The organism is Desulfofundulus thermosubterraneus DSM 16057 (assembly GCF_900142025.1).
Classification (GTDB): Bacteria; Bacillota; Desulfotomaculia; order Desulfotomaculales; family Desulfovirgulaceae; genus Desulfofundulus; species Desulfofundulus thermosubterraneus.
Genome location: NZ_FQZM01000007.1, coordinates 61100 through 79001, shown reverse-complemented (window position 1 = coordinate 79001; position 17902 = coordinate 61100). Strand labels below are relative to the sequence as shown.

Below are 17902 nucleotides of genomic sequence, written 5' to 3'. Positions count from 1 at the left end.
CACAGGCTTTGCAACATAAGCTTTTGCAACATAAACAAGAAGTATTATACACAAAAAATAGGGGTAAGGTCAACATGCCTATTCCCCAGTAGAATCTCCAAGTTTTGGTCAATGGCCTAACTTTGCTCCCACCGTTTATATGGACCTCGTACTTCAATGCTCATCCTTGGATTCTGAATTTTTTATCTCAAGTATTCAATAGCAAAATTACAATAAAAACTTATTGCCTCCAGGAGCTTTGAAATTTCTATATACTCATTTGGCTGATGTGCCAGCCTGGCCTCTCCCGGCCCGAATATGAAGAAGGGTAGTTTTGTGGGAGGAATTAAGACTGCCGCATCAGTATAGTAGCTAACCCCCTCTATTGCAACTTCCCTCCCCAAGGTCTGGCTGGCAACTTTTTCTCCCATCTTTACAAGTTCATGGTTCATAGGGGTATCAACGGAAGGCCTATCATTTATAATTTCTACTTCAGCTTCAAGACCTTGTTCTTCCAATATGTCCTGTATGTCCCTCAGTATTTCCTGATGAGCCATTCCCGGTACAGTACGTATATCCACCGTCAGCACACACTTATCGGGAACAACATTGGTTTTTATACCGCCGGAGATTGTCCCTATATTTAACGATGGTTTACCCAATAAAGGATGCTCCATGAATCTGAAATTATATCGTTGTAGTTCGTTAATCAAAGTGTTCATCATCAGGATGGCGTTTTTCCCTTCCTCAGGCATAGAGCCATGGGCGGTCTTACCGTAGGTAGTTATCTTTAACCACAAGGCCCCTTTCTCCGCAACATAAATATTGTTATTGCTAGGTTCACCAATTATTACTGCCCCTACTTTATTCAAAACACCGCTCTGCAGGAGACGCTTGGCGCCCACGCTATCCACCTCTTCGCCAGCGGTGCCGGCCACAATGAGATCTCCAGCCAGTTCAACCCCTGCTGCTTTGAGTATACCGGCAGCCATGATCATAGCCACTAAGCCACTCTTCATATCAGCGGCTCCCCGCCCGTAAACTCTATCCCCAACAATTTGACCAGACAGTGGATCATATTCCCATCCTACGCCCCCCGTAGGAACAGTATCCAGATGGCCGTTATATAAAAGTGCCGGTTTATCTCCTCGCCCCTTCAGTACCCCTACTACATTGGCACGATTTTTTTCTAGGGACTCGACCATAACTTCTAGACCTATCCTCCTCATTTGTTCGGCTAGGTACAGGGCGAGGGGTTCTTCATTTCCGGGAGGGTTTACGGTATTTATTTGTATAGATTTTACTAGAACATCGAATATTTTTCCCTGGTCCATGTATTCACTAGCCAAAATGTGTGAAAACATTTTTATACCTCCATACTTTTTAGATTTAACATGTCAGCAAAGCCTGCCTTTGACAATTTCTTCAAGACGAGGAACCTTTTCAGATCTTTGAGATAAGGGATTCTTCTACGTTGCTCTGCTATCTCAGCCAAATCCACGGTGGCAACAATTGCCTCATCATCGTTTTTAGCCTCCGCTAAAACCTTACCCTGTGGGTTCACTATCCGAGAGTGACCGGCAAACTGGGTATCCTTTTCCTGACCAGATCTATTGGCGGCAATTAAAAACACCCCGTTTTCCAGCGCTCTGGAACGGGTAGCAAGATCCCACGCATACAACCTGGGCAATCCAAAGGCCGACGGATAAAGGAGCATATCTGCCCCCTTTAAAGTAAGGATGCGAGCGCTTTCGGGGAACCCTACCTCATAACATATCTGTATTCCGACCCTGCCAAAGGGAGTAGGAAAAACCGGGTATTCCTCGCCACAGGCCCACCGCAGTTGCTCCCTATCCCAGAGGTGAACTTTGCGATAAGTGCCGATTAGCCCATCGGGGCCAATTAAAAAAGCCGTATTATAAACTACTCCCCTCTTTACACCTACTTCCATGATGGTACCAGCCAAGAAAACCTTCTTTTCCCGAGCATACTTTCCTAATTGTTCTACAGCGTACCCCGGTATGGTCTCGGCCAGGGCAAGATCTTCTTCTTCAACACGGTAACCTGTTAAAAAAAGCTCAGGCAAAACAATAAGCTCTGCCCCCTTACTCCGGGCATCATCAATCAAAGTTAATGCTTTTTGCAGGTTCTTTTCTTTATTTCCCGGGAAACATTTCATTTGTACCGCTGCTACCGTTATCGGATTGGCGCTCAAACTTCTCATCCCCCTCTTTACCTATTAAAGTATTCGCCTTAACGAACCAGTTCATTAGCCTGCTTTTTTAAAACTACTGCCAAATTGCTCAGTTCATTAACTGCAGCACTTATCTCTTGAGTTGAAGCAGCCTGCTGTTGAGCCGCCGCCGATATTTGTTCAATCGCATGCGTCAAATCCAGAATAGAGCGTTGTATTTCCTGCAGTGCTTGCATAACTTCTTTTGCCGAACGCTGTGTATTTTGAGAAAGGTTACGTATTTCCCCTGCTACTACATTAAAGCCACGTCCTGCATCACCTACCCGAGCTGCTTCAATAGCCGCGTTTAAACCCAGCATGTGAGTCTCCTCGGCAATATCCCGTATTAGGTTCACTATGCTATCTGTTTTTCTGACTTCATCCTTGAGAGCTTGAGCGGTACTATTCAAGTTTTCCGTAGTGGCCGCCAACTCCTCTGTAGTAGCGGAAAGATTAGTTATAGCCGTTGCAATAGTGTTAACCTGGTCTTCCATCTTCTCCGCCGCTGCCATCAGATCTTCCTGGCGGTCAATGGGAGAGGTTATGGCTAGCGCACCAACTACTTTACCCGTAGCGGGGTCAGTTATAGGATATGCTATGCCAATATACGGAATACCGTAAACTTCTTTTCTCACACGCATGACAATCCTTTGCCTTTTTTTCAAAGCCAGAGCTGTTGCACTCCCCTCTCCAAAGGCATCTCCCGCCTTTAAAGGAAGGCGAACGCTACCGTGGTTACAGTATATGCACCGTTCCAGGTTCGAAACATATAACCCAACTTCCTCGCCCAAAAGCCCCTTGATAAAGGGTGCCAGCTCCAGCGCATAGGAAAGGAGGTCACGCGATGGTAATGATAGCGAGCCTTCATTTTTCTCTTCAACGGAAACATGTGAAAAATTCTCTTCTATTAAAGGTTCTGCTTCTTGTGTTTTAGGTGCCTGTTTATAGAAAAATGAGAAAAACATAAATGGAAGCACCCTCCCTCTGAAAAAATAAAAGCACGGCCGCCGGAGATGGTTAACCTTTGTAAACTATCCCGGCAACCCCATAGGGATATGCTGTATACAGCACCGCTTTATGCTCGAGGCTCTGTACTCTCATCTTTTGATGGGTTTATCCGTTTACCCCTGGTAAAGATCTCTTCCCGCGGCGGATAGTACCATTCTTCTTTGTACAACGCTAGTTGGAAAAATGAAACAGATCGGAAGAAAGTCAAGGCTATCTTGTTGTTAAGCCTTCAAACTTTTCTACTGCAGCACGGAAGAAATCAGGCACCGGTTCTGCAGTTCGTGTCGCGGGATCATAGTTTACATAAACTGTTTGCCCTTTAAGCACTAAAACATCAGAATCTTTCTTATAGATCTCAAAGTCCACAGTATAACTTTTATTCCCAATATTAGCAACACGAACCCCTATTTCCAGAACTTCATCAAAAAAGGCGGGTCCCTTGAATTCGAGGCATGTTTTTACCAAGGCCATATCCATTTTACCTTCCTGGGCCAGTTGCTTGTAATCAAAACCAAGGTAGCGAAAATACTCCGTAATAGCCACGTCCAAATAAGTCAAGTAGTGGGCGTTAAAAACAATCCCCTGTGCGTCAACTTCGGAATAGCGAACCCGGAGTTGATGGAAAAAGCGAAAGTCAGAACGCATAAATTTTGGTTCCTCCCAGAATGCCTCGCGCGCGTTTGGGGGGCCATTTGGTAGGAGCGGCAGTCTCCAAATTTGGGTGCAGAATCAGCCGCTTCTCGAAAGGGGCCGTAGAAGGCCGAAGCGTATTTAACTGTGTTAGACATGATAGAGACATCTTGGAATTATGTAAACTATAATCCTGCAACACGCTCCGCAGAACCGGTACCCGATTTCTTCAGAACTGTGGAAAGCTTCGACTGTTTTAGTTAATCACCGTCGGACACATCCCATTAAAAGGGATCCGCTCCCTATTTGGAGAGCGGATCCCTTTTTACTTCTAAAGCAGTTAACCCTCAAGCACCCCTAAATTGAGGTGACCGCTTTTCCAGGAAAGCTCTGGCTCCTTCTTTCTGGTCTTCCGTTGCACAAAGGCTGCCAAAGAGATCTGCCTCTGCTTCCAGCCCTTTGTCCAGCGGCAAATCCAAACCACGGTTGATGGCCTCCTTGGCCGCCCGTACAGCCAGCGGGGCTTTACCGTCAATGACGGCCGCCACCCTTAAAGCCTCTTCCAGGGCCTTTCCCTCAGGCACCACCCGATCCACCAGCCCTATACGCAGCGCCTCTTCCGCTAAGAGCGTTTCACCGGTAAAGATCAGTTCCTTGGCTTTACCCGGGCCTACCAGGCGCGCCAGGCGCTGGGTACCACCATAGCCGGGGATCAGTCCCAAATTCACTTCGGGCTGTCCCAGACGGGCATTGGCTGCCGCTATCCGGATATCACAAGCCATAGCCAGCTCCAGCCCGCCGCCCAGGGCATAGCCGTTAACGGCCGCAATTACCGGACAGGGGAGGAAAGCCAGTTCCTCGAAAATAACCTGCCCTTCCCTGGCCAGCTCCCGACCACTGACGGGATCAAGTTCTAGAAAACGGGTGATGTCCGCTCCGGCCACGAAAGATTTCGGCCCATTACCGGTAACGACCACCGCCCGGACGTCACCTGCTTCTATTTGCTGCCGCAGCTTTTGAATTGCTTCCCTAAGTTCTTTTAATAACGCTGCGCTCAGGGCATTCACTGGCGGGTTATCTAACCGGATAATTGCCGTTCGTCCTGCATATTCAAGGTGGACAGGCACGATTTATCACCTCACAACTCTTCAGTGCAAGGGGTAACCTTTCCCATAAACCGCCCCGGGAGTTTAATAGGTATAAAAGCCCTTACCGGTCTTCCGTCCCAAGTACCCGGCGCGGACGAGCTTTCTCAGTAGAGGACAGGGACGGTACTTGGCATCGCTGAATTCGGCGTACAGAGTTTCCATCACTGCCAGGCATACATCGATGCCGATCATGTCCGCCAGGGCCAGGGGACCTATGGGGTGATTGGCACCCAACTTCATGGCCGTGTCTATATCTTCGGCACTGGCCACACCTTCCATAAGGATGTACGCGGCTTCATTGATCATGGGTACCAGCATGCGGTTCACAATGAACCCGGGTGCCTCATTAACGGCCACGGCGGTTTTGCCCAGTTTTTCCACCATAGCCTTGATGGTGGCAAAGGTTTCCTCGCTGGTAGCGGACCCCTTGACAACCTCAACCAGTTGCATGACCGGTGCCGGGTTAAAGAAGTGCATACCGATGACCTTTTCTGGCCGGGAAGTAGCAGCGGCCAGTGCACTAATACTTAAAGCCGAGGTGTTGCTGGCCAGAATGGCCTCTTTCCGTATGGTACGGTCTAGTTCCCGGAACACGTTTGTCTTTAGTTCCAGGTTTTCAATAACCGCTTCTATAACCAGATCAACATCAGCCCCGTCAGCCATATTGGTGGTAGTTTTTATTCGCCCCAGAATAGCTTCTTTATCCGCAGCCGTTATCTTCCCCTTTTCCACCTGACGGGCCAGGTTTTTCTCAATTAGAAACACACCCCTTTGTACAAAACGATCTTCCACATCGCATAAGACAACAGAAAACCCGGCCTGGGCAACCACCTGGGCTATACCCGACCCCATGGTGCCTGCTCCCAAAACCAATACCTTCTTCATGGTAGTTTTTCCTCCCTCTTTTTGTTTCTGCCTTTAGGCAAGCATTTCGATGACCGTAGCCATGGCCGGGCCGCCACCCACGCACAGGGAGGCCACCCCGTAGCGTGTGCCACGACGGCGCAGTTCGGACAGAAGAGTGACGATAATTCGGACCCCAGTGCACCCCACCGGATGACCCAAAGCAATACCGGAACCGTTAGCATTTACGCGCTCCATATCCAGCTTCAATTCCCGATTTACGGCCAGGAATTGAGCAGCAAAGGCCTCGTTGATCTCAAAGTAGTCGATGTCTTCCAGTTGTAGTCCCGCATACTTCAATGCCCTGGGAATGGCATAGGCCGGCCCAATGCCCATAATCTCGGGAGCTACACCAAAAGAAGCGGTAGCAATAATTTTTGCCAGGGGCTTTACGCCCAGCTCCCGGGCTTTTGATTCAGCCATCAAGATAAGTGCTGCCGCAGCGTCATTGATCCCGCTGGCATTACCGGCCGTTACGGTTCCCCCCTCTTTGAATACAGGTCGGAGTTTTGAAAGAGCATCCAGGGAAGTGTCTGGCCGGGGATGTTCGTCGGTGTCTATCACCACAGTTCCCTTCCTGGTCTTGACCTCTACGGGGACGATTTCCTCTTTAAATTTTCCTTCCCGGATGGCGGCTACGGCGCGCTGGTGGCTTAACAGGGCCAGTTCGTCCTGTTCCTGGCGGGTGATACCGTATCTTTCCGCCAGATTCTCCGCGGTCACCCCCATATGGTAACCGTGGAACGCATCATGCAGCGCATCGTATAGCAGGGCATCCTCTACTCGCCCGGGTCCCATCCGGTATCCCGTACGCGCCCCCATCAGCAGGTAAGGCACCTGGGACATGCTTTCCATACCCACTGCCAGGCTAATACTGGATTTCCCGAGCATAATCTGCTGGGCTGCAACCTCCACCGCACGCATACCGGAGGCACACTGCTGTTCCACGGTAACCGCAGCGGCCTCCACCGGGATTCCGCACTTTAACTGCACCTGCCGGGCCGGGTTACCTTTCACGCCTTCCTTATATACCATCCCAGCCACTACATCTTCAACCTGTTCGGGGCTAACCCCGGCACGCTCCATGGCCGCTCGGGCTGCGATTACTCCCAGATCTACCGCTGAGACATCTTTCAAGCTGCCGAGAAAATCACCAATGGGAGTACGGGCCGCACCTGTAATGACGACACTTTCCACTGCTTATCCTCCTTGTATACTGACAGAATTTCTTTTAAGGCAATCTTGTCCTGCTGGCTTCACACCTGGAACGGGTAAATGACGGCGGGGTGATGACTTTTAGCGTCATCACCCGCCATGCGTCGTATATTACTTATGCTTTTACTGTGGATTCGGATTTCGGCAGGGTAGCGGTCAGCGGTTTCTCACTCAGGAAAAGGGTAAGCACGGCAGCAATCACGGCCATCGCCGAAAAGAAGATAAACACGTTAGTGTAAGAAGCCCCTCCGCCAGCCTTCTCCACCACCAGATAACCGGCAATGAGCGGAGCCACAAAGGAACCGAACTGGCCAAACCCGTTAGAAATTCCTACCGCACTGCCCACAACCTCTCGCGGATAACGGATCTGCGGATAGGCGTAAACCGCCCCGAAGCTTAAGTTTACAAAGAAACCCATTAAGACCAACATAGCTATAATTGTGGATACATGGCCTTTGGGAATCATTCCCATATAGAGCAAAACCGGTATGCTTACGATATAAGACATTAGCAATACAGGACGCGTTTTGTTATTAAACACGTTGTCTGTAAGCCAGCCGCCCACAATCATAGCCACAAAGGCTACAGCATAGGGCAGGGAAACCAGGGCACCCATAGTTTTCAGGCTAAAACCGTGCTGTTCATAAAGGAAGGAGGAAATCCACGTGGTGCTGCCCCAGTAGATTGCCAGGTTCATGAACAAAACGATGCAGTACATCCAGAAGTACACATCCCTGGCTACGACAGCCAGCCCACCTTTGGAACTTCCCTTTGCTGACTCCGACACCACACCAGCTTCAATATAGTCAGCCTCCGCCTGGGTCATCCGGCCCCGCCTGACCACTTCTTCCGGCCTGTCAGCCACAAAGTACCAGAGCAACAGGATACCGATAATCCCCGGAACGGCCAGCCAGAAGAATACCGGTCGCCAGCTTCCATAATACGCCGCTAACCATGTAATGATAATCGGTATAACAGCGGGTCCTACAGCCCAGGAAGTTGAGAAGAAACCGGCAGCTCGACCCTTTTCCTCCTTGGGAAACCAGTTAGCAATGACCTTATGAGAAGGAGAGAAATGATGACCCTCGAAAAAACCAAGACCAAGACGAACAAGGATAAAATGCGTGAAATTGCGGATAAACCCTGTTACAAAGGTAACGCCCGTAAAGGTGGTGATGGCAATATACATCACCTTCTTCGGACCAATGCGGTCAGCAAGCCACCCGCCGGTAAACTGAGCAATAGCATATGCGAAGAAAAATAAGGATGCCCCAAGACCAGCCTGTGCCGCCGTGAGACCCAGATCCTTTCTAATCAGCGGCAGAAAAGTAAGTACCGAAGTACGGTCGAAATAGTTAATAATGTAAACTAACCAGATTACAATAAGTACTACCCAACGATAGCGGGATACCTTACCTAATTTGTCTCGTGCAGTTTCCATCGTTTAACCTCCTTGCAACCATTGTTGCACGTTTGGCCCGACACCACTTTTTGTTTCAGATAGCCCCATAACTACACATTTAGACGGAACCTCCAAACCAATGCCAACCGCCATCTGGCAAGATGAGACTGCCGGTTATAAGACTGCTGGCATCTGAGGCAAGAAAGACTGCAGGACCCACGACTTCCTCTGGTTTTCCAAACCTTTTGAGCGGATTCTGTTGCCTTACTTTTTCGTACCATTCCCTGTTCTCCATGACTTGCTTAACTAGAGGGGTTACCCCTTCCAGAATGTGTATATCAGAACCGCAGATTCCAGTAGCTTTGACATCCAATAGTTAGTACATCATCGGGACCTATTTGTGGTACAGGGATTTGTTCCAATCGTAATGGCTCATGTGGCATATAAAAACGTGCTGCTTTCATAACATCCACCCCCCCCTGTAGGCATATAAATTTATGGTAATACTCTGATTTTGTTACTGGGCCGTCCACCCCCCATCAATGACCAGGCACTGGCCAGTCATATAACTGGCGGCATCCGAGGCCAGGAAGACTACAGCTCCTACCATGTCTTCAACCTGTCCCAGGCGGCGCATCGGAATGTTTTTGATAAGATGGTTATAAATTTTTTCATTCTTGAGGTCAGCTTCATTCATCGGGGTAATAACATAACCCGGACAGAGAGCATTGACGTTGATGTTGTATTTGGCCCATTCCAGTGCCAGTGCCCTGGTCATCTGGATGACACCACCCTTGGCCACGCAATAGGGCAACACCTGGCGTTCACCCACCAGTCCGAGGATGGAGGCCACGTTGATGATTCGACCGCCGCCCTGCTTGATCATCTGCCGGCCCACGGCCTGGGCCACAAAAAAGACCGCCCGCTGGTCAAGGGCCACCACCCGATCAAAATCCGCTTCCATCAGGTCTTCTGCCCTCTTCGTAATGGCAGTACCGGCGTTGTTCACCAGAATATCAATCCTACCATATTCCGCCACGGTCCTTTCCACCAGTTTCTGCACCTGATCATTTTGGGTTACATCGGTGGCGACACCTATAGCCCGGCGGCCCATGCCACGAATTTCATCGGCCACACGGTCGCAATCGGCCTGATTGCGACTGACTATAACGAGATCTGCTCCTGACTGGGCCAAGGCCAAAGCAATGCCGTAGCCAATTCCCTTAGTGGATCCTGTCACCAGAGCCACCTTACCGTTTAAACTGAAGGTGGGTAAGTTCATGCCAATTTCCCCTTCTCCGAAAATGTTTAGACAATGTTCATAGAAATGCAGCAGTTTCGCTAATGAAGTAATTTGTTAATATTTGAAATTCTTTGGATATAATGAGTTTAATTGGATCTACTTCTTTCTCAAATCATATAACCTTTTTGCTTTAAAAGCGGTACGCTCAATGTACCCATAAGGTTGTATGGAAACCTCAGGAGTAACCATAAGTTCTTCCTTTAGTGCCTTTTTTAGTTTAGGAACAAAATCTTCCTCAAGAATTTCCTTGGTTCTTTCGACCACCACAGTACAGATGTCAACTCCCCTTTCCTCATCATGGGTCAACTCAATACGGTATTGATCACTAAGGCAATCAAAGCTGCGAATTACCTTTTCCACCTGCGATGGGTAGAACTTGGCTCCCTTATATACCACAAGGTCGTCAGCCCGTCCTAAAATACCTCCCGGTGACCGAGCATGGGTCCTCCCACAGGCACAAGGTTCAGTGATCAATTTGGCCAAGTCGTTGGTCCAATAGCGCACCATTGGCGTGGCCTCCCGGGTCAGGTGGGTAATCACCAGCACACCAATTTCCCCTTCGGCACAGGGCTCCATGGTTTCGGGATTAATAATTTCAATGAGATAATGGTCTTCCGCCCAGTGCAGGCCAGCTTTTGCGGTGCATTCTGCGGCAAAGGTGGGGCCAATTTCCGCTAGTCCATAAAAATCGTAGGCATCAATGCCCAGGCCGGATTCAAGCCGGGAACGCGTAGAAGCATTTTGAGTACCGCCTTCTCCGCCAAAAGCTCCTATCCGCAAGGGAATTTGATCCGGAGATAATCCCTCTTCAGCCATCTTTTCGGCAATATGTAGGGCAAAAGACGGAGTACACAAAAGTACATGGGATCCGGGATTTTTAAAGTACTGTATTTGCTTATTAGTCATCTGGGCACCGATGGGTATGACAAAGCAGCCCAACTTCTTTGCCGCATAGTGGCTTGACATACCCGCCACCCACAAACCATAACTAAACCCGTTTTGAACGATGTCCCCAGGCCTGACGCCAAAACCCCACATCATGCGGGCGGTTACGTCGGTAATATTGGCTACATCTTGCTCGGCCCAGATAGTGTTGACCGGGTTACCAGTAGTACCTGAAGATGGGTGTAATTCCCGCCAAAGGTTTTGGGGAGCCATGGTGAACCGGCCGAAGGGGGGATGCTGGGCCTGTTCATCCCGCAGCTCATTCTTGGTTACTACTGGAATATTTCTGATGTCAGCAAGAGTTCTTAAATATCTCGGCTCAAATCCCGCTTTCTGCCACTTTTCCCGATAAAAAGGGGAATTTTGATAACACCGGTTGACCTGCCACTTCAAACGCTCAAACTGCAACTCTGCCAGTTCCTTCCTGGACATAGTTTCTATTTCTTTTTGATAATAATCTGCCATAATGCTTCCTCCCTTTACTCTACAAATAACTATCATTTGTCAGGTACACAAAGACAACGCAAATACTAAACTTCACTTCCAGGGTCTAACCCTGGGCTTTACATTTAGCACCCGGGATTATTCAGCCCGGTCGGCTTGAAACCGGAAGACTTTGATGCCCTCCTCCAGACAGGTCTGCAACAAATGTTCCGCCGGATGTCCTGGCGGTACCTGCCAGTAACGCACTTCGCCGGCGGCCACTTCTATGCGGGGACCGTTAAAGGCCGGCCGGGTGGCACAGTCGGACGGGCAGGCACTTACCACCAGCAGGACGTCATAGGTCCGGTCATTCCAGGGAACCACCTTCAGTTCCGGAAGCCGGCTCTGTAATTTACGAACCAGAGCCGGGCCGTCCTCCTGCGGGTTGCAGTGCCCGCAGTACTTTACACCGGCCGTCAGCTTCCTTTCTGTCAAGGGGATCAGTCCCTTTCCGGTATACCAGCCAGGATGCTGGCCAGTTTCTTCTTCTGCTCCAGGTTACCCTGGCGCATGATCATTACACGCTGTGCCTGGGGAGAACCGGCTCCGTGCATACTTTCGGCCAGGGCGGTACCGCCGGTCATGTTTTCAATCAGCCGGGCAATCCGGATCCGGTCCTCCGTCGGGACACTGGCCACACCCCGGAAATATTTCTCTACATAGGGGCCAACTTCTGGACAGCGAAGATCCTGCTCCGAGGGCAATGTGGCAATGAATCCGCCCGCAATATCGTGGCTGAGACGACAAATCTCATAGATAAACCGCGTAACGTTTAGCTTGGTGATGTTAGCCAGCAATGGATCGACAAAATAGGCGCCGGAAGGGGTGGGCCTGCCTTCGGCGGAACAGGCAATGGAACCGGCATAAAGAGTTTCCGTTAGATGGATCATCTCCGTGAGCTTGTCCCGCACATGGGATGCTTTGGCAACGCCATTATAGTCCGCGATAAGTGCTGTAGCCCCAATAATCACGTCACTTACGCCACCTTTACAGCCCCCGTAATTCTGCCGGTGGTATGAGGCAAAACGCTCCACCAGGGTACCGGCAAACTGCCACTCGCCACACATAAACACACGCTCCCATGGAACAAAGACATTTTCCAGAACTGTCAGTGCTTCACCTCCCACTATACCATAACGGGCATTCCCCTGGTCAATCTGACCATTCTTACGGGAGTCATTGGTCTGCCGTCCAAAGATGTGAATGACACCGGGGGCATCTACCGGAATAGCACAGGCTACGGCATACTGGGCGTCCTCGGCCGTCATGGCTGTGGTGGGCATGATGAGCATTTCGTGGGAGTTCACAATTCCTGTCTGGTGGGCTTTGGCACCTCGGATAACGATGCCTTTTTCGTTCTTCTCCACCACGTGTACATAGAGATCCGGATCCACCTGCTGCGAGGGCCGGAGACTGCGATCCCCCTTGGGATCGGTCATGGAACCGGCAACCATAATGTCCGTATCCTGAACGTATAAAAGGTACTCTTTGAAACGTTCGTGATAGTTGGTTCCCAGGTTCTGATCCATTTCATAGGTAACGGAATACAAAGCATTGAGGGCATCGAACCCCACACAACGCTGGAAACAGGTACCCGTACGCCGGGCAATCATGCGGAGCATCTTTACCTTTTTTACGAGGTCTTCCGTACTTTGGTGGATGTGGGTGAAGCGGTTAATACGCTTACCGGTAAGGTGAGAAACGGCCGTCACCAGGTCTTCGGCTACTGGATCATGAGCCATGTCATAAGTTACTGCTGCCGCGTTGATGTGGGGCCGGAATAACGGGTTATCGACCAGGTCCGTTACCCGCTCCCCGAAGGCGTATACCTTTGTTTTAAGTCTGCGCAAGCTTTCGATGTACTCGGAGCCTGTTTTCATGACCATAATCTCCTCCTTATTTCTTGCCGGGATAGACCTTGTTATTCTTTTTCAGGCAAGTCCTGTGCCAGCCTACCAGCTCGACACATCTGTCTTCCCTAATCCCGAAAACTAAAAGCAAAAGAGGCGTTCAGGTCATACGCCTCCTTTGCCTAACACCCTGGCTTAACCGGGATAAATGTTTTGGATCGCTACAGCGTAGCGTTTCGCTACAAAACATTTCTGTCCTGGGTACTCATAAACCTGCTCACTATTGATTTGTCCGGTTATATTGATCCCGATCGCAACGCAGTCCGTATTTGGCCATCCTCCGGTACAGGGTAGTCCGGGCTATGCCCAATTGGTTCGCCACCCGTGAGAGATTACCCTTATTTTCCTCGAGCAATTTCAAAATTACCTGCTTTTCGTAGTCCGGTACTGGTAAAAGATCCTTTCGTGCCTGCAGGTTGTCTTGGACCCTGCGGATTTCCTCCGGCAGGTGTTCCGGTCGCAACGTCAGACCACCGGCAAGGTGCAGGGCCCTCTCCACCACATTTTGCAGCTCACGGACATTGCCGGGCCATGGATAGGCTTTAACGAGGGGCCAAACCCTCTCATCCACCGAAAGGACATGTTTTCCCATTCGCTTACCCAACCGCTCCAGGAAATGCCACAGGAGAAGTTCAATATCTCCTTGGCGTTCTCTGAGAGGAATCAGTCGGATGGTAACCACGTTCAAGCGGTAATACAGGTCCCGCCGGAAGTTTCCCCGTTCCACCTCTGCAGCCAGGTCCCGGTTGGTAGCCGCAATGACACGTACATTGACAGGCAATACCGTAGAACCGCCAATACGGGTAATGGCCTTTTGCTCCAGTACCCTGAGAAGGGTAGTTTGCAATTCCAGAGGCATATCCCCAATTTCATCCAGAAAAATGGTTCCCCCGTCCGCCAGTTCGAATTTACCGGGACTCCCTCCCTTCCTGGCGCCGGTGAAGGCACCTTCCGTATAGCCAAAAAGCTCGCTTCCAATCAGGTCCCTTGGAATGGCCCCACAGTTAATGGCCACAAACGGCCCCTTCGCCCGTTGACTGGCGTTATGAATGGCTTGAGCCAGGATATCTTTACCGGTGCCGCTCTCCCCCAGCAGCAATACCGTGGAGTCACTGCTCGCTGCCGCACGGGCAAGGCGCAAGGATTCTCGGAACTTGTGATCCTCACCCACCATATCGTCAAAGGTGAGCCTGGCCACTGCCCCGCTCATTCTTTGAGTTAACTTCCGGGCGCGGGTAATTTCATTCAGAATCATAACGATACCCTCACATTGCCCGTCGTTACCACGAATGGGCCGGGAAGTCACGGTTAGCTTTACGGTCCCGAAAGGTGTGGTCACATCCAGTTCCCGGTCGGTGATAAATTTCTGCCCGCTTACAATTGATTCCCAATCCGCCCCCTCACCACCCAGGACCTTCCAAACGTCTACCCCTACCGCTTTTTCTTTTTTTGTACCTAAAAGGCGAGCAGCCTCCTGATTCATGTGTATGACTCTTCGATTGCAATCCGTGGCCAGGATTCCTTCTGAAATTGATTCCATCAGGGCCTCCCGAACCCGGTTGGCCAGGTCCCGCTCCCGCCAGGCCCTTTTCATGGCCATTTGCCGTTCAATGGCATCCGCACCTGCCACCACCATTCCCAGTGTATGGGGATGGACCTTTTCAAAGGACCCGGTCATATCCAACACACCAATCAGATTGCCATCCGGATCATGAATGGGCGCCGCAGAACAGGTCCACCGGTGGGAACAGATGCAATAGTGTTCGTAGCTGAAAATTTGTAATGGTTGATTCATAATTAGTGCAGTGCCAACGCTATTGGTACCGGCGCTCGGCTCGCTCCAATTGGCCCCTGGTACGAAATTCCCTTTTGCAATAGCTTGAACTACTTCTGGATCACCAATTACTTCCAGCAAGTAGCCTTCACAGTCAGCGACTGCAACCACAAAACCCGACCCGGCAACAAACCTGTATAAGGTTTCCATTACCGGGCGAGCAATTTCCAGCCACTCCCTATTTTTTTCACGGCGCGCCGCCAGAGCTTCCGGATCCAGTACGGTGAGAACCACCTTTTGATATGGGTTAACACCGGCGCGCCGACAGCGTTCCCACGACTCCCGCACGACAGGCCTTAGCATTTGTAAGCCATCTTCGTTCCCAGCAACAAAGGCATGCCAGGCGGCCCGCAATTCTTCCTGAACCGGAACCATCACTGGTGCACCCCTCTAAAATTTGATAATTAATACTTATCTGTATTATTCAACAACAAGCTAAAAATCACCTTTTATTTCTTTACTTTATACTTAGATAACAAAATATTGATTAATTTTTCCATAAATGGTATATTAACTTCAGTTAACTATCTAAGTTTTAACAAACTCCGCCATAGTAATCGCTAATTTGGGAGGTTCGCAAACAATGGCCACCATACTTGGCATTTGCTGTTCCCGGCGTCCCCTGGGAAATAGCGAGGTACTCCTGCGCGAAGCGCTGGACGAGGCTCAAAAAACTGGTGCGGCTGTATCCTTTTTACGCCTGCCCGACCTGCGATTCGAACCCTGCCGGGGTTGCCTGGCCTGTGTCTACAAGGGGTCCTGTGCCATCAAAAATGACGACTTGGGGGTTTTACTGGAGAAAGTCCTGGAGGCCGACGGGTTAATCATCGCCGCACCCACCTACCTTTTGGGCCCGGCAGGAATAGTCAAGCTGGTAACGGATCGGGCCCTCAGCCTCTCCCCCCACCTTGAAGATCTGGCCGGTCGTACCAGGGTGGCCGCCACCATCAGTGTAGCCGGCAACAGAAAGTGGAACCCGCTGGGGGTAGAACTTCTAAACCTTTTCCCACTGGCCTACGGCTACCGGGTCATCGACTACCTGGAAGCGTATGCTCCCGGGCCCGGGGAGGTTCTGTTGGAACCCGAAAACGTTACCCGGGCCCGCGAGTTGGGCCGGCGGGTAGCCAGGGCCCTATCCGGAGAAATCGAGGCACGTCCTCCGGAAGAGCAGCAGTGCGGCAACTGTTACAGTCGCGCTTTTCGCCTCAACGGGCAGGACAGGATTACCTGTGTGGTATGTAATACCACAGGACGGCTGGTTCCAGATGAAAGCGGCCTGCGCTTCGTAACCGACCCGCCGGACCCCCATGGCCATTTCTGGACGGCAGAACATCGTCGCCACCATCTCAATGAGTGGATTGTTCCCAGCCGCGACCGTTATTTAGCCCGGCGGGAGCAGATCAAGAAACAGCTGACCAGGTATAAAACGTAAGTGGAAGAGGTAATGCGCCTCCTTAACACGGTGCATTACCTCTTCCACTCTTTTAAAGAATGAAGCTTTTGGTTGATGCGATTAGCCGAGCCTATCTTTGGGCTGACATCAAAGAGCGCACCTTTTCGACAGAAACCCCCTGCACCCGCACCAGCTTGTTACGCCCGGCATGTCCGGTCACGATTTCCACCCGGGCTCTGGGCACTCCCAGCAGCCGGGCAAAAAAATCCCGGCAGGCTTCGTTGGCCTCCCCTCCCACCGGGGGCGCCGTCAAACGGACCTTCAGGGCGTCTTCAAACACCCCGGCCAACTCATTTCTAGCCGCCCGAGGCTGAACGCGCACCTTAAATACTACTGCTCCCTTTTCTTCCAGCAGGAAGATCATAAACCCGTCACCCCGTCAGACATAACGGTGTAGGATGAGTGCCAGGCGGCCGCTTTTAGTGGTTCCCGTAACCCGGGTCACCTGCACCCGGCCGCGTCCCCGGGCGGAAATAATGTCCCCTTCCCGCACCGTATGGGAGAGCTCACTGCAGATCTGCCAGTTCAGGCTAACTCGCTGGGCAGTAATTTCCCGGGCCATGCGGGTACGGGAAGTACCAAAACCGGCAGCAGCCACCACGTCCAGACGCAGGGAAGGCACAGTGGCCTTGATTTCCCGAACCCGGCGGGGGGGAGGATAGAGTTGCTCTCTGAAAATCTGGTGCACGGTCACGGAAATGCGACCCACCCGGGCAAGCTGTGACCGAATGAAGGGAGCTATTTCTTCTGTCACAACCACCTGGGCCTGGTCGTTATGCAGGAGGATGTCCCCAATTTTCTCCCGGCGCAAGCCGAGGGCCAGCATAGCCCCCAGAAAATCCCTGTGGCTAGGCATCTGTTGTTCAAAGGAACCCTGGATGGATAAAAATGCCAATCGCCAATCCTCCTCCCGGGGCTCTAGATAATCGGGATAAATGAGAATACGCACCCGCTCGGCGCCCGGGTAACCACCATCACTCCGTACCGCCAGATCGGGAACCCCTTCTAAAGCCATAAGCACAAGACCGGCATGATAAGGATCAAGGAAATCGGTTACTCGCGGCTGGCGGGTACGCAAAACTTGCTGCACCAGGTCATAAACCCGGGACAGCATTTCTTTTTCCTCCTGGGTTTTGGCACGGTATAGCAAAAACTCCTTGTCTAGCACTTCCTCACCCCTTCAGGACTACAACCCCAGGGCTCTAATCACGTTGAGAATTACCTGACGCAGCAACTCAAGGGCAAAGAAAGCCACAAGGGGCGAAAAATCCAGCATTCCCACGGGAGGAATAAAGCGCCTGAAGAAACCCAGCACAGGTTCGGTAATTTCATAAACGAAGCGGATCAGAGGATGATAGGGGTTATGACGGATAAAAGACAAAATAATGCGGATAAAGATCAGCCAGGTATATACCTGGAAAGCCACGTTTATAATGCGTTCTAGACTCATAGCGCT

Annotated in this window: 18 protein-coding genes, 1 pseudogene and 1 other annotated feature (1 of these 20 only partly in view); of the genes and pseudogenes, 1 reads left to right on the top strand and 18 read right to left on the bottom strand. The window is 50.8% G+C overall.

The window, feature by feature from the left end; all coding sequences use genetic code 11:
• Positions 1-12: a binding site (T-box leader), on the bottom strand; it reaches 230 nt to the left of the window's first position.
• Positions 13-182: 170 nt separating this feature from the next.
• From BUA65_RS03385 to BUA65_RS03315, 15 genes and pseudogenes are all read right to left on the bottom strand, one after another.
• On the bottom strand, positions 183-1343 hold the full coding sequence (locus BUA65_RS03385) for a M20 family metallopeptidase (RefSeq protein ID WP_084062006.1): 1161 nt from the start codon (positions 1341-1343) through the stop codon (positions 183-185).
• 2 nt (positions 1344-1345) lie between these two features.
• Positions 1346-2194 carry a carbon-nitrogen hydrolase family protein gene (locus BUA65_RS03380; protein ID WP_207543844.1) on the bottom strand — a complete coding sequence of 283 codons (849 nt, stop codon included), beginning with the start codon at positions 2192-2194 and terminating at the stop codon, positions 1346-1348.
• Between the two features lie 38 nt (positions 2195-2232).
• Positions 2233-3177, bottom strand: a complete 945-nt coding sequence (locus tag BUA65_RS03375) for a methyl-accepting chemotaxis protein (RefSeq protein WP_072867359.1) — start codon at positions 3175-3177, stop codon at positions 2233-2235.
• Between the two features lie 253 nt (positions 3178-3430).
• Positions 3431-3865 carry an acyl-CoA thioesterase gene (locus BUA65_RS03370; protein WP_072867358.1) on the bottom strand — a complete coding sequence of 145 codons (435 nt, stop codon included), beginning with the start codon at positions 3863-3865 and terminating at the stop codon, positions 3431-3433.
• Positions 3866-3894: 29 nt separating this feature from the next.
• A pseudogene (locus BUA65_RS19415) lies at positions 3895-4026 on the bottom strand (porphobilinogen synthase); the annotation flags it as partial.
• 171 nt (positions 4027-4197) lie between these two features.
• Positions 4198-4977, bottom strand: coding sequence for an enoyl-CoA hydratase/isomerase family protein (locus BUA65_RS03360; RefSeq protein WP_278246261.1), 780 nt, complete (start codon positions 4975-4977; stop codon positions 4198-4200).
• Between the two features lie 63 nt (positions 4978-5040).
• On the bottom strand, positions 5041-5883 hold the full coding sequence (locus tag BUA65_RS03355) for a 3-hydroxybutyryl-CoA dehydrogenase (protein ID WP_072867356.1): 843 nt from the start codon (positions 5881-5883) through the stop codon (positions 5041-5043).
• A gap of 33 nt (positions 5884-5916) precedes the next feature.
• A complete protein-coding gene (locus tag BUA65_RS03350) occupies positions 5917-7098 on the bottom strand; it encodes a thiolase family protein (RefSeq protein WP_072867355.1) in 1182 nt (393 codons plus the stop codon).
• Between the two features lie 133 nt (positions 7099-7231).
• Entirely contained in the window at positions 7232-8557 is a 1326-nt protein-coding gene (locus BUA65_RS03345; RefSeq protein ID WP_072867354.1) for an MFS transporter, read from the bottom strand.
• Positions 8558-8636: 79 nt separating this feature from the next.
• Positions 8637-8891: an SDR family oxidoreductase gene (locus BUA65_RS19160; RefSeq protein ID WP_207543843.1), complete on the bottom strand. Its 255-nt coding sequence runs from the start codon at positions 8889-8891 to the stop codon at positions 8637-8639.
• 144 nt (positions 8892-9035) lie between these two features.
• Entirely contained in the window at positions 9036-9800 is a 765-nt protein-coding gene (locus tag BUA65_RS03335; RefSeq protein WP_072867353.1) for an SDR family NAD(P)-dependent oxidoreductase, read from the bottom strand.
• 117 nt (positions 9801-9917) lie between these two features.
• Positions 9918-11231, bottom strand: coding sequence for a phenylacetate--CoA ligase family protein (locus BUA65_RS03330; RefSeq protein ID WP_072867352.1), 1314 nt, complete (start codon positions 11229-11231; stop codon positions 9918-9920).
• A gap of 117 nt (positions 11232-11348) precedes the next feature.
• The gene (locus BUA65_RS03325) at positions 11349-11684 is read right to left on the bottom strand and encodes a hypothetical protein (RefSeq protein WP_072867351.1); all 336 of its coding nucleotides are present in this window, start codon (positions 11682-11684) and stop codon (positions 11349-11351) included.
• A gap of 5 nt (positions 11685-11689) precedes the next feature.
• Entirely contained in the window at positions 11690-13135 is a 1446-nt protein-coding gene (locus tag BUA65_RS03320) for a 4-hydroxyphenylacetate 3-hydroxylase family protein (RefSeq protein WP_072867350.1), read from the bottom strand.
• A 244-nt stretch (positions 13136-13379) separates the two neighbouring features.
• Positions 13380-15368, bottom strand: coding sequence for a sigma-54-dependent Fis family transcriptional regulator (locus BUA65_RS03315; protein WP_072867349.1), 1989 nt, complete (start codon positions 15366-15368; stop codon positions 13380-13382).
• A gap of 208 nt (positions 15369-15576) precedes the next feature.
• Here BUA65_RS03315 and BUA65_RS03310 point away from each other — a divergent pair, with 208 nt between their 5' ends.
• Positions 15577-16425, top strand: a complete 849-nt coding sequence (locus tag BUA65_RS03310; RefSeq protein ID WP_072867348.1) for a flavodoxin family protein — start codon at positions 15577-15579, stop codon at positions 16423-16425.
• Between the two features lie 91 nt (positions 16426-16516).
• Here BUA65_RS03310 and BUA65_RS03305 read toward each other — a convergent pair whose 3' ends face one another.
• From BUA65_RS03305 to BUA65_RS03295, 3 genes are all read right to left on the bottom strand, one after another.
• On the bottom strand, positions 16517-16810 hold the full coding sequence (locus BUA65_RS03305; RefSeq protein WP_072867347.1) for a DUF167 domain-containing protein: 294 nt from the start codon (positions 16808-16810) through the stop codon (positions 16517-16519).
• 15 nt (positions 16811-16825) lie between these two features.
• Positions 16826-17560: a YlmH family RNA-binding protein gene (locus BUA65_RS03300; RefSeq protein ID WP_072867383.1), complete on the bottom strand. Its 735-nt coding sequence runs from the start codon at positions 17558-17560 to the stop codon at positions 16826-16828.
• Positions 17561-17632: 72 nt separating this feature from the next.
• Positions 17633-17896, bottom strand: coding sequence for a YggT family protein (locus BUA65_RS03295; protein WP_072867346.1), 264 nt, complete (start codon positions 17894-17896; stop codon positions 17633-17635).
• Positions 17897-17902 lie beyond the last annotated feature (6 nt).

What these genes read in the sequence shown, in the direction of transcription:
- BUA65_RS03330 (WP_072867352.1), bottom strand. Translation starts at nt 11,231, where the DNA reads ATGGCAGATTATTATCAAAAAGAAATAGAAACTATGTCCAGGAAGGAA.
- BUA65_RS03335 (WP_072867353.1), bottom strand. Translation starts at nt 9,800, where the DNA reads ATGAACTTACCCACCTTCAGTTTAAACGGTAAGGTGGCTCTGGTGACA.
- BUA65_RS03345 (WP_072867354.1), bottom strand. Translation starts at nt 8,557, where the DNA reads ATGGAAACTGCACGAGACAAATTAGGTAAGGTATCCCGCTATCGTTGG.
- BUA65_RS03375 (WP_072867359.1), bottom strand. Translation starts at nt 3,177, where the DNA reads ATGTTTTTCTCATTTTTCTATAAACAGGCACCTAAAACACAAGAAGCA.
- BUA65_RS03385 (WP_084062006.1), bottom strand. Translation starts at nt 1,343, where the DNA reads ATGTTTTCACACATTTTGGCTAGTGAATACATGGACCAGGGAAAAATA.
- BUA65_RS03295 (WP_072867346.1), bottom strand. Translation starts at nt 17,896, where the DNA reads ATGAGTCTAGAACGCATTATAAACGTGGCTTTCCAGGTATATACCTGG.
- BUA65_RS03370 (WP_072867358.1), bottom strand. Translation starts at nt 3,865, where the DNA reads ATGCGTTCTGACTTTCGCTTTTTCCATCAACTCCGGGTTCGCTATTCC.
- BUA65_RS03315 (WP_072867349.1), bottom strand. Translation starts at nt 15,368, where the DNA reads ATGGTTCCGGTTCAGGAAGAATTGCGGGCCGCCTGGCATGCCTTTGTT.
- BUA65_RS03310 (WP_072867348.1), top strand. Translation starts at nt 15,577, where the DNA reads ATGGCCACCATACTTGGCATTTGCTGTTCCCGGCGTCCCCTGGGAAAT.
- BUA65_RS03320 (WP_072867350.1), bottom strand. Translation starts at nt 13,135, where the DNA reads ATGGTCATGAAAACAGGCTCCGAGTACATCGAAAGCTTGCGCAGACTT.
- BUA65_RS03305 (WP_072867347.1), bottom strand. Translation starts at nt 16,810, where the DNA reads ATGATCTTCCTGCTGGAAGAAAAGGGAGCAGTAGTATTTAAGGTGCGC.
- BUA65_RS03300 (WP_072867383.1), bottom strand. Translation starts at nt 17,560, where the DNA reads ATGCTGTCCCGGGTTTATGACCTGGTGCAGCAAGTTTTGCGTACCCGC.
- BUA65_RS03355 (WP_072867356.1), bottom strand. Translation starts at nt 5,883, where the DNA reads ATGAAGAAGGTATTGGTTTTGGGAGCAGGCACCATGGGGTCGGGTATA.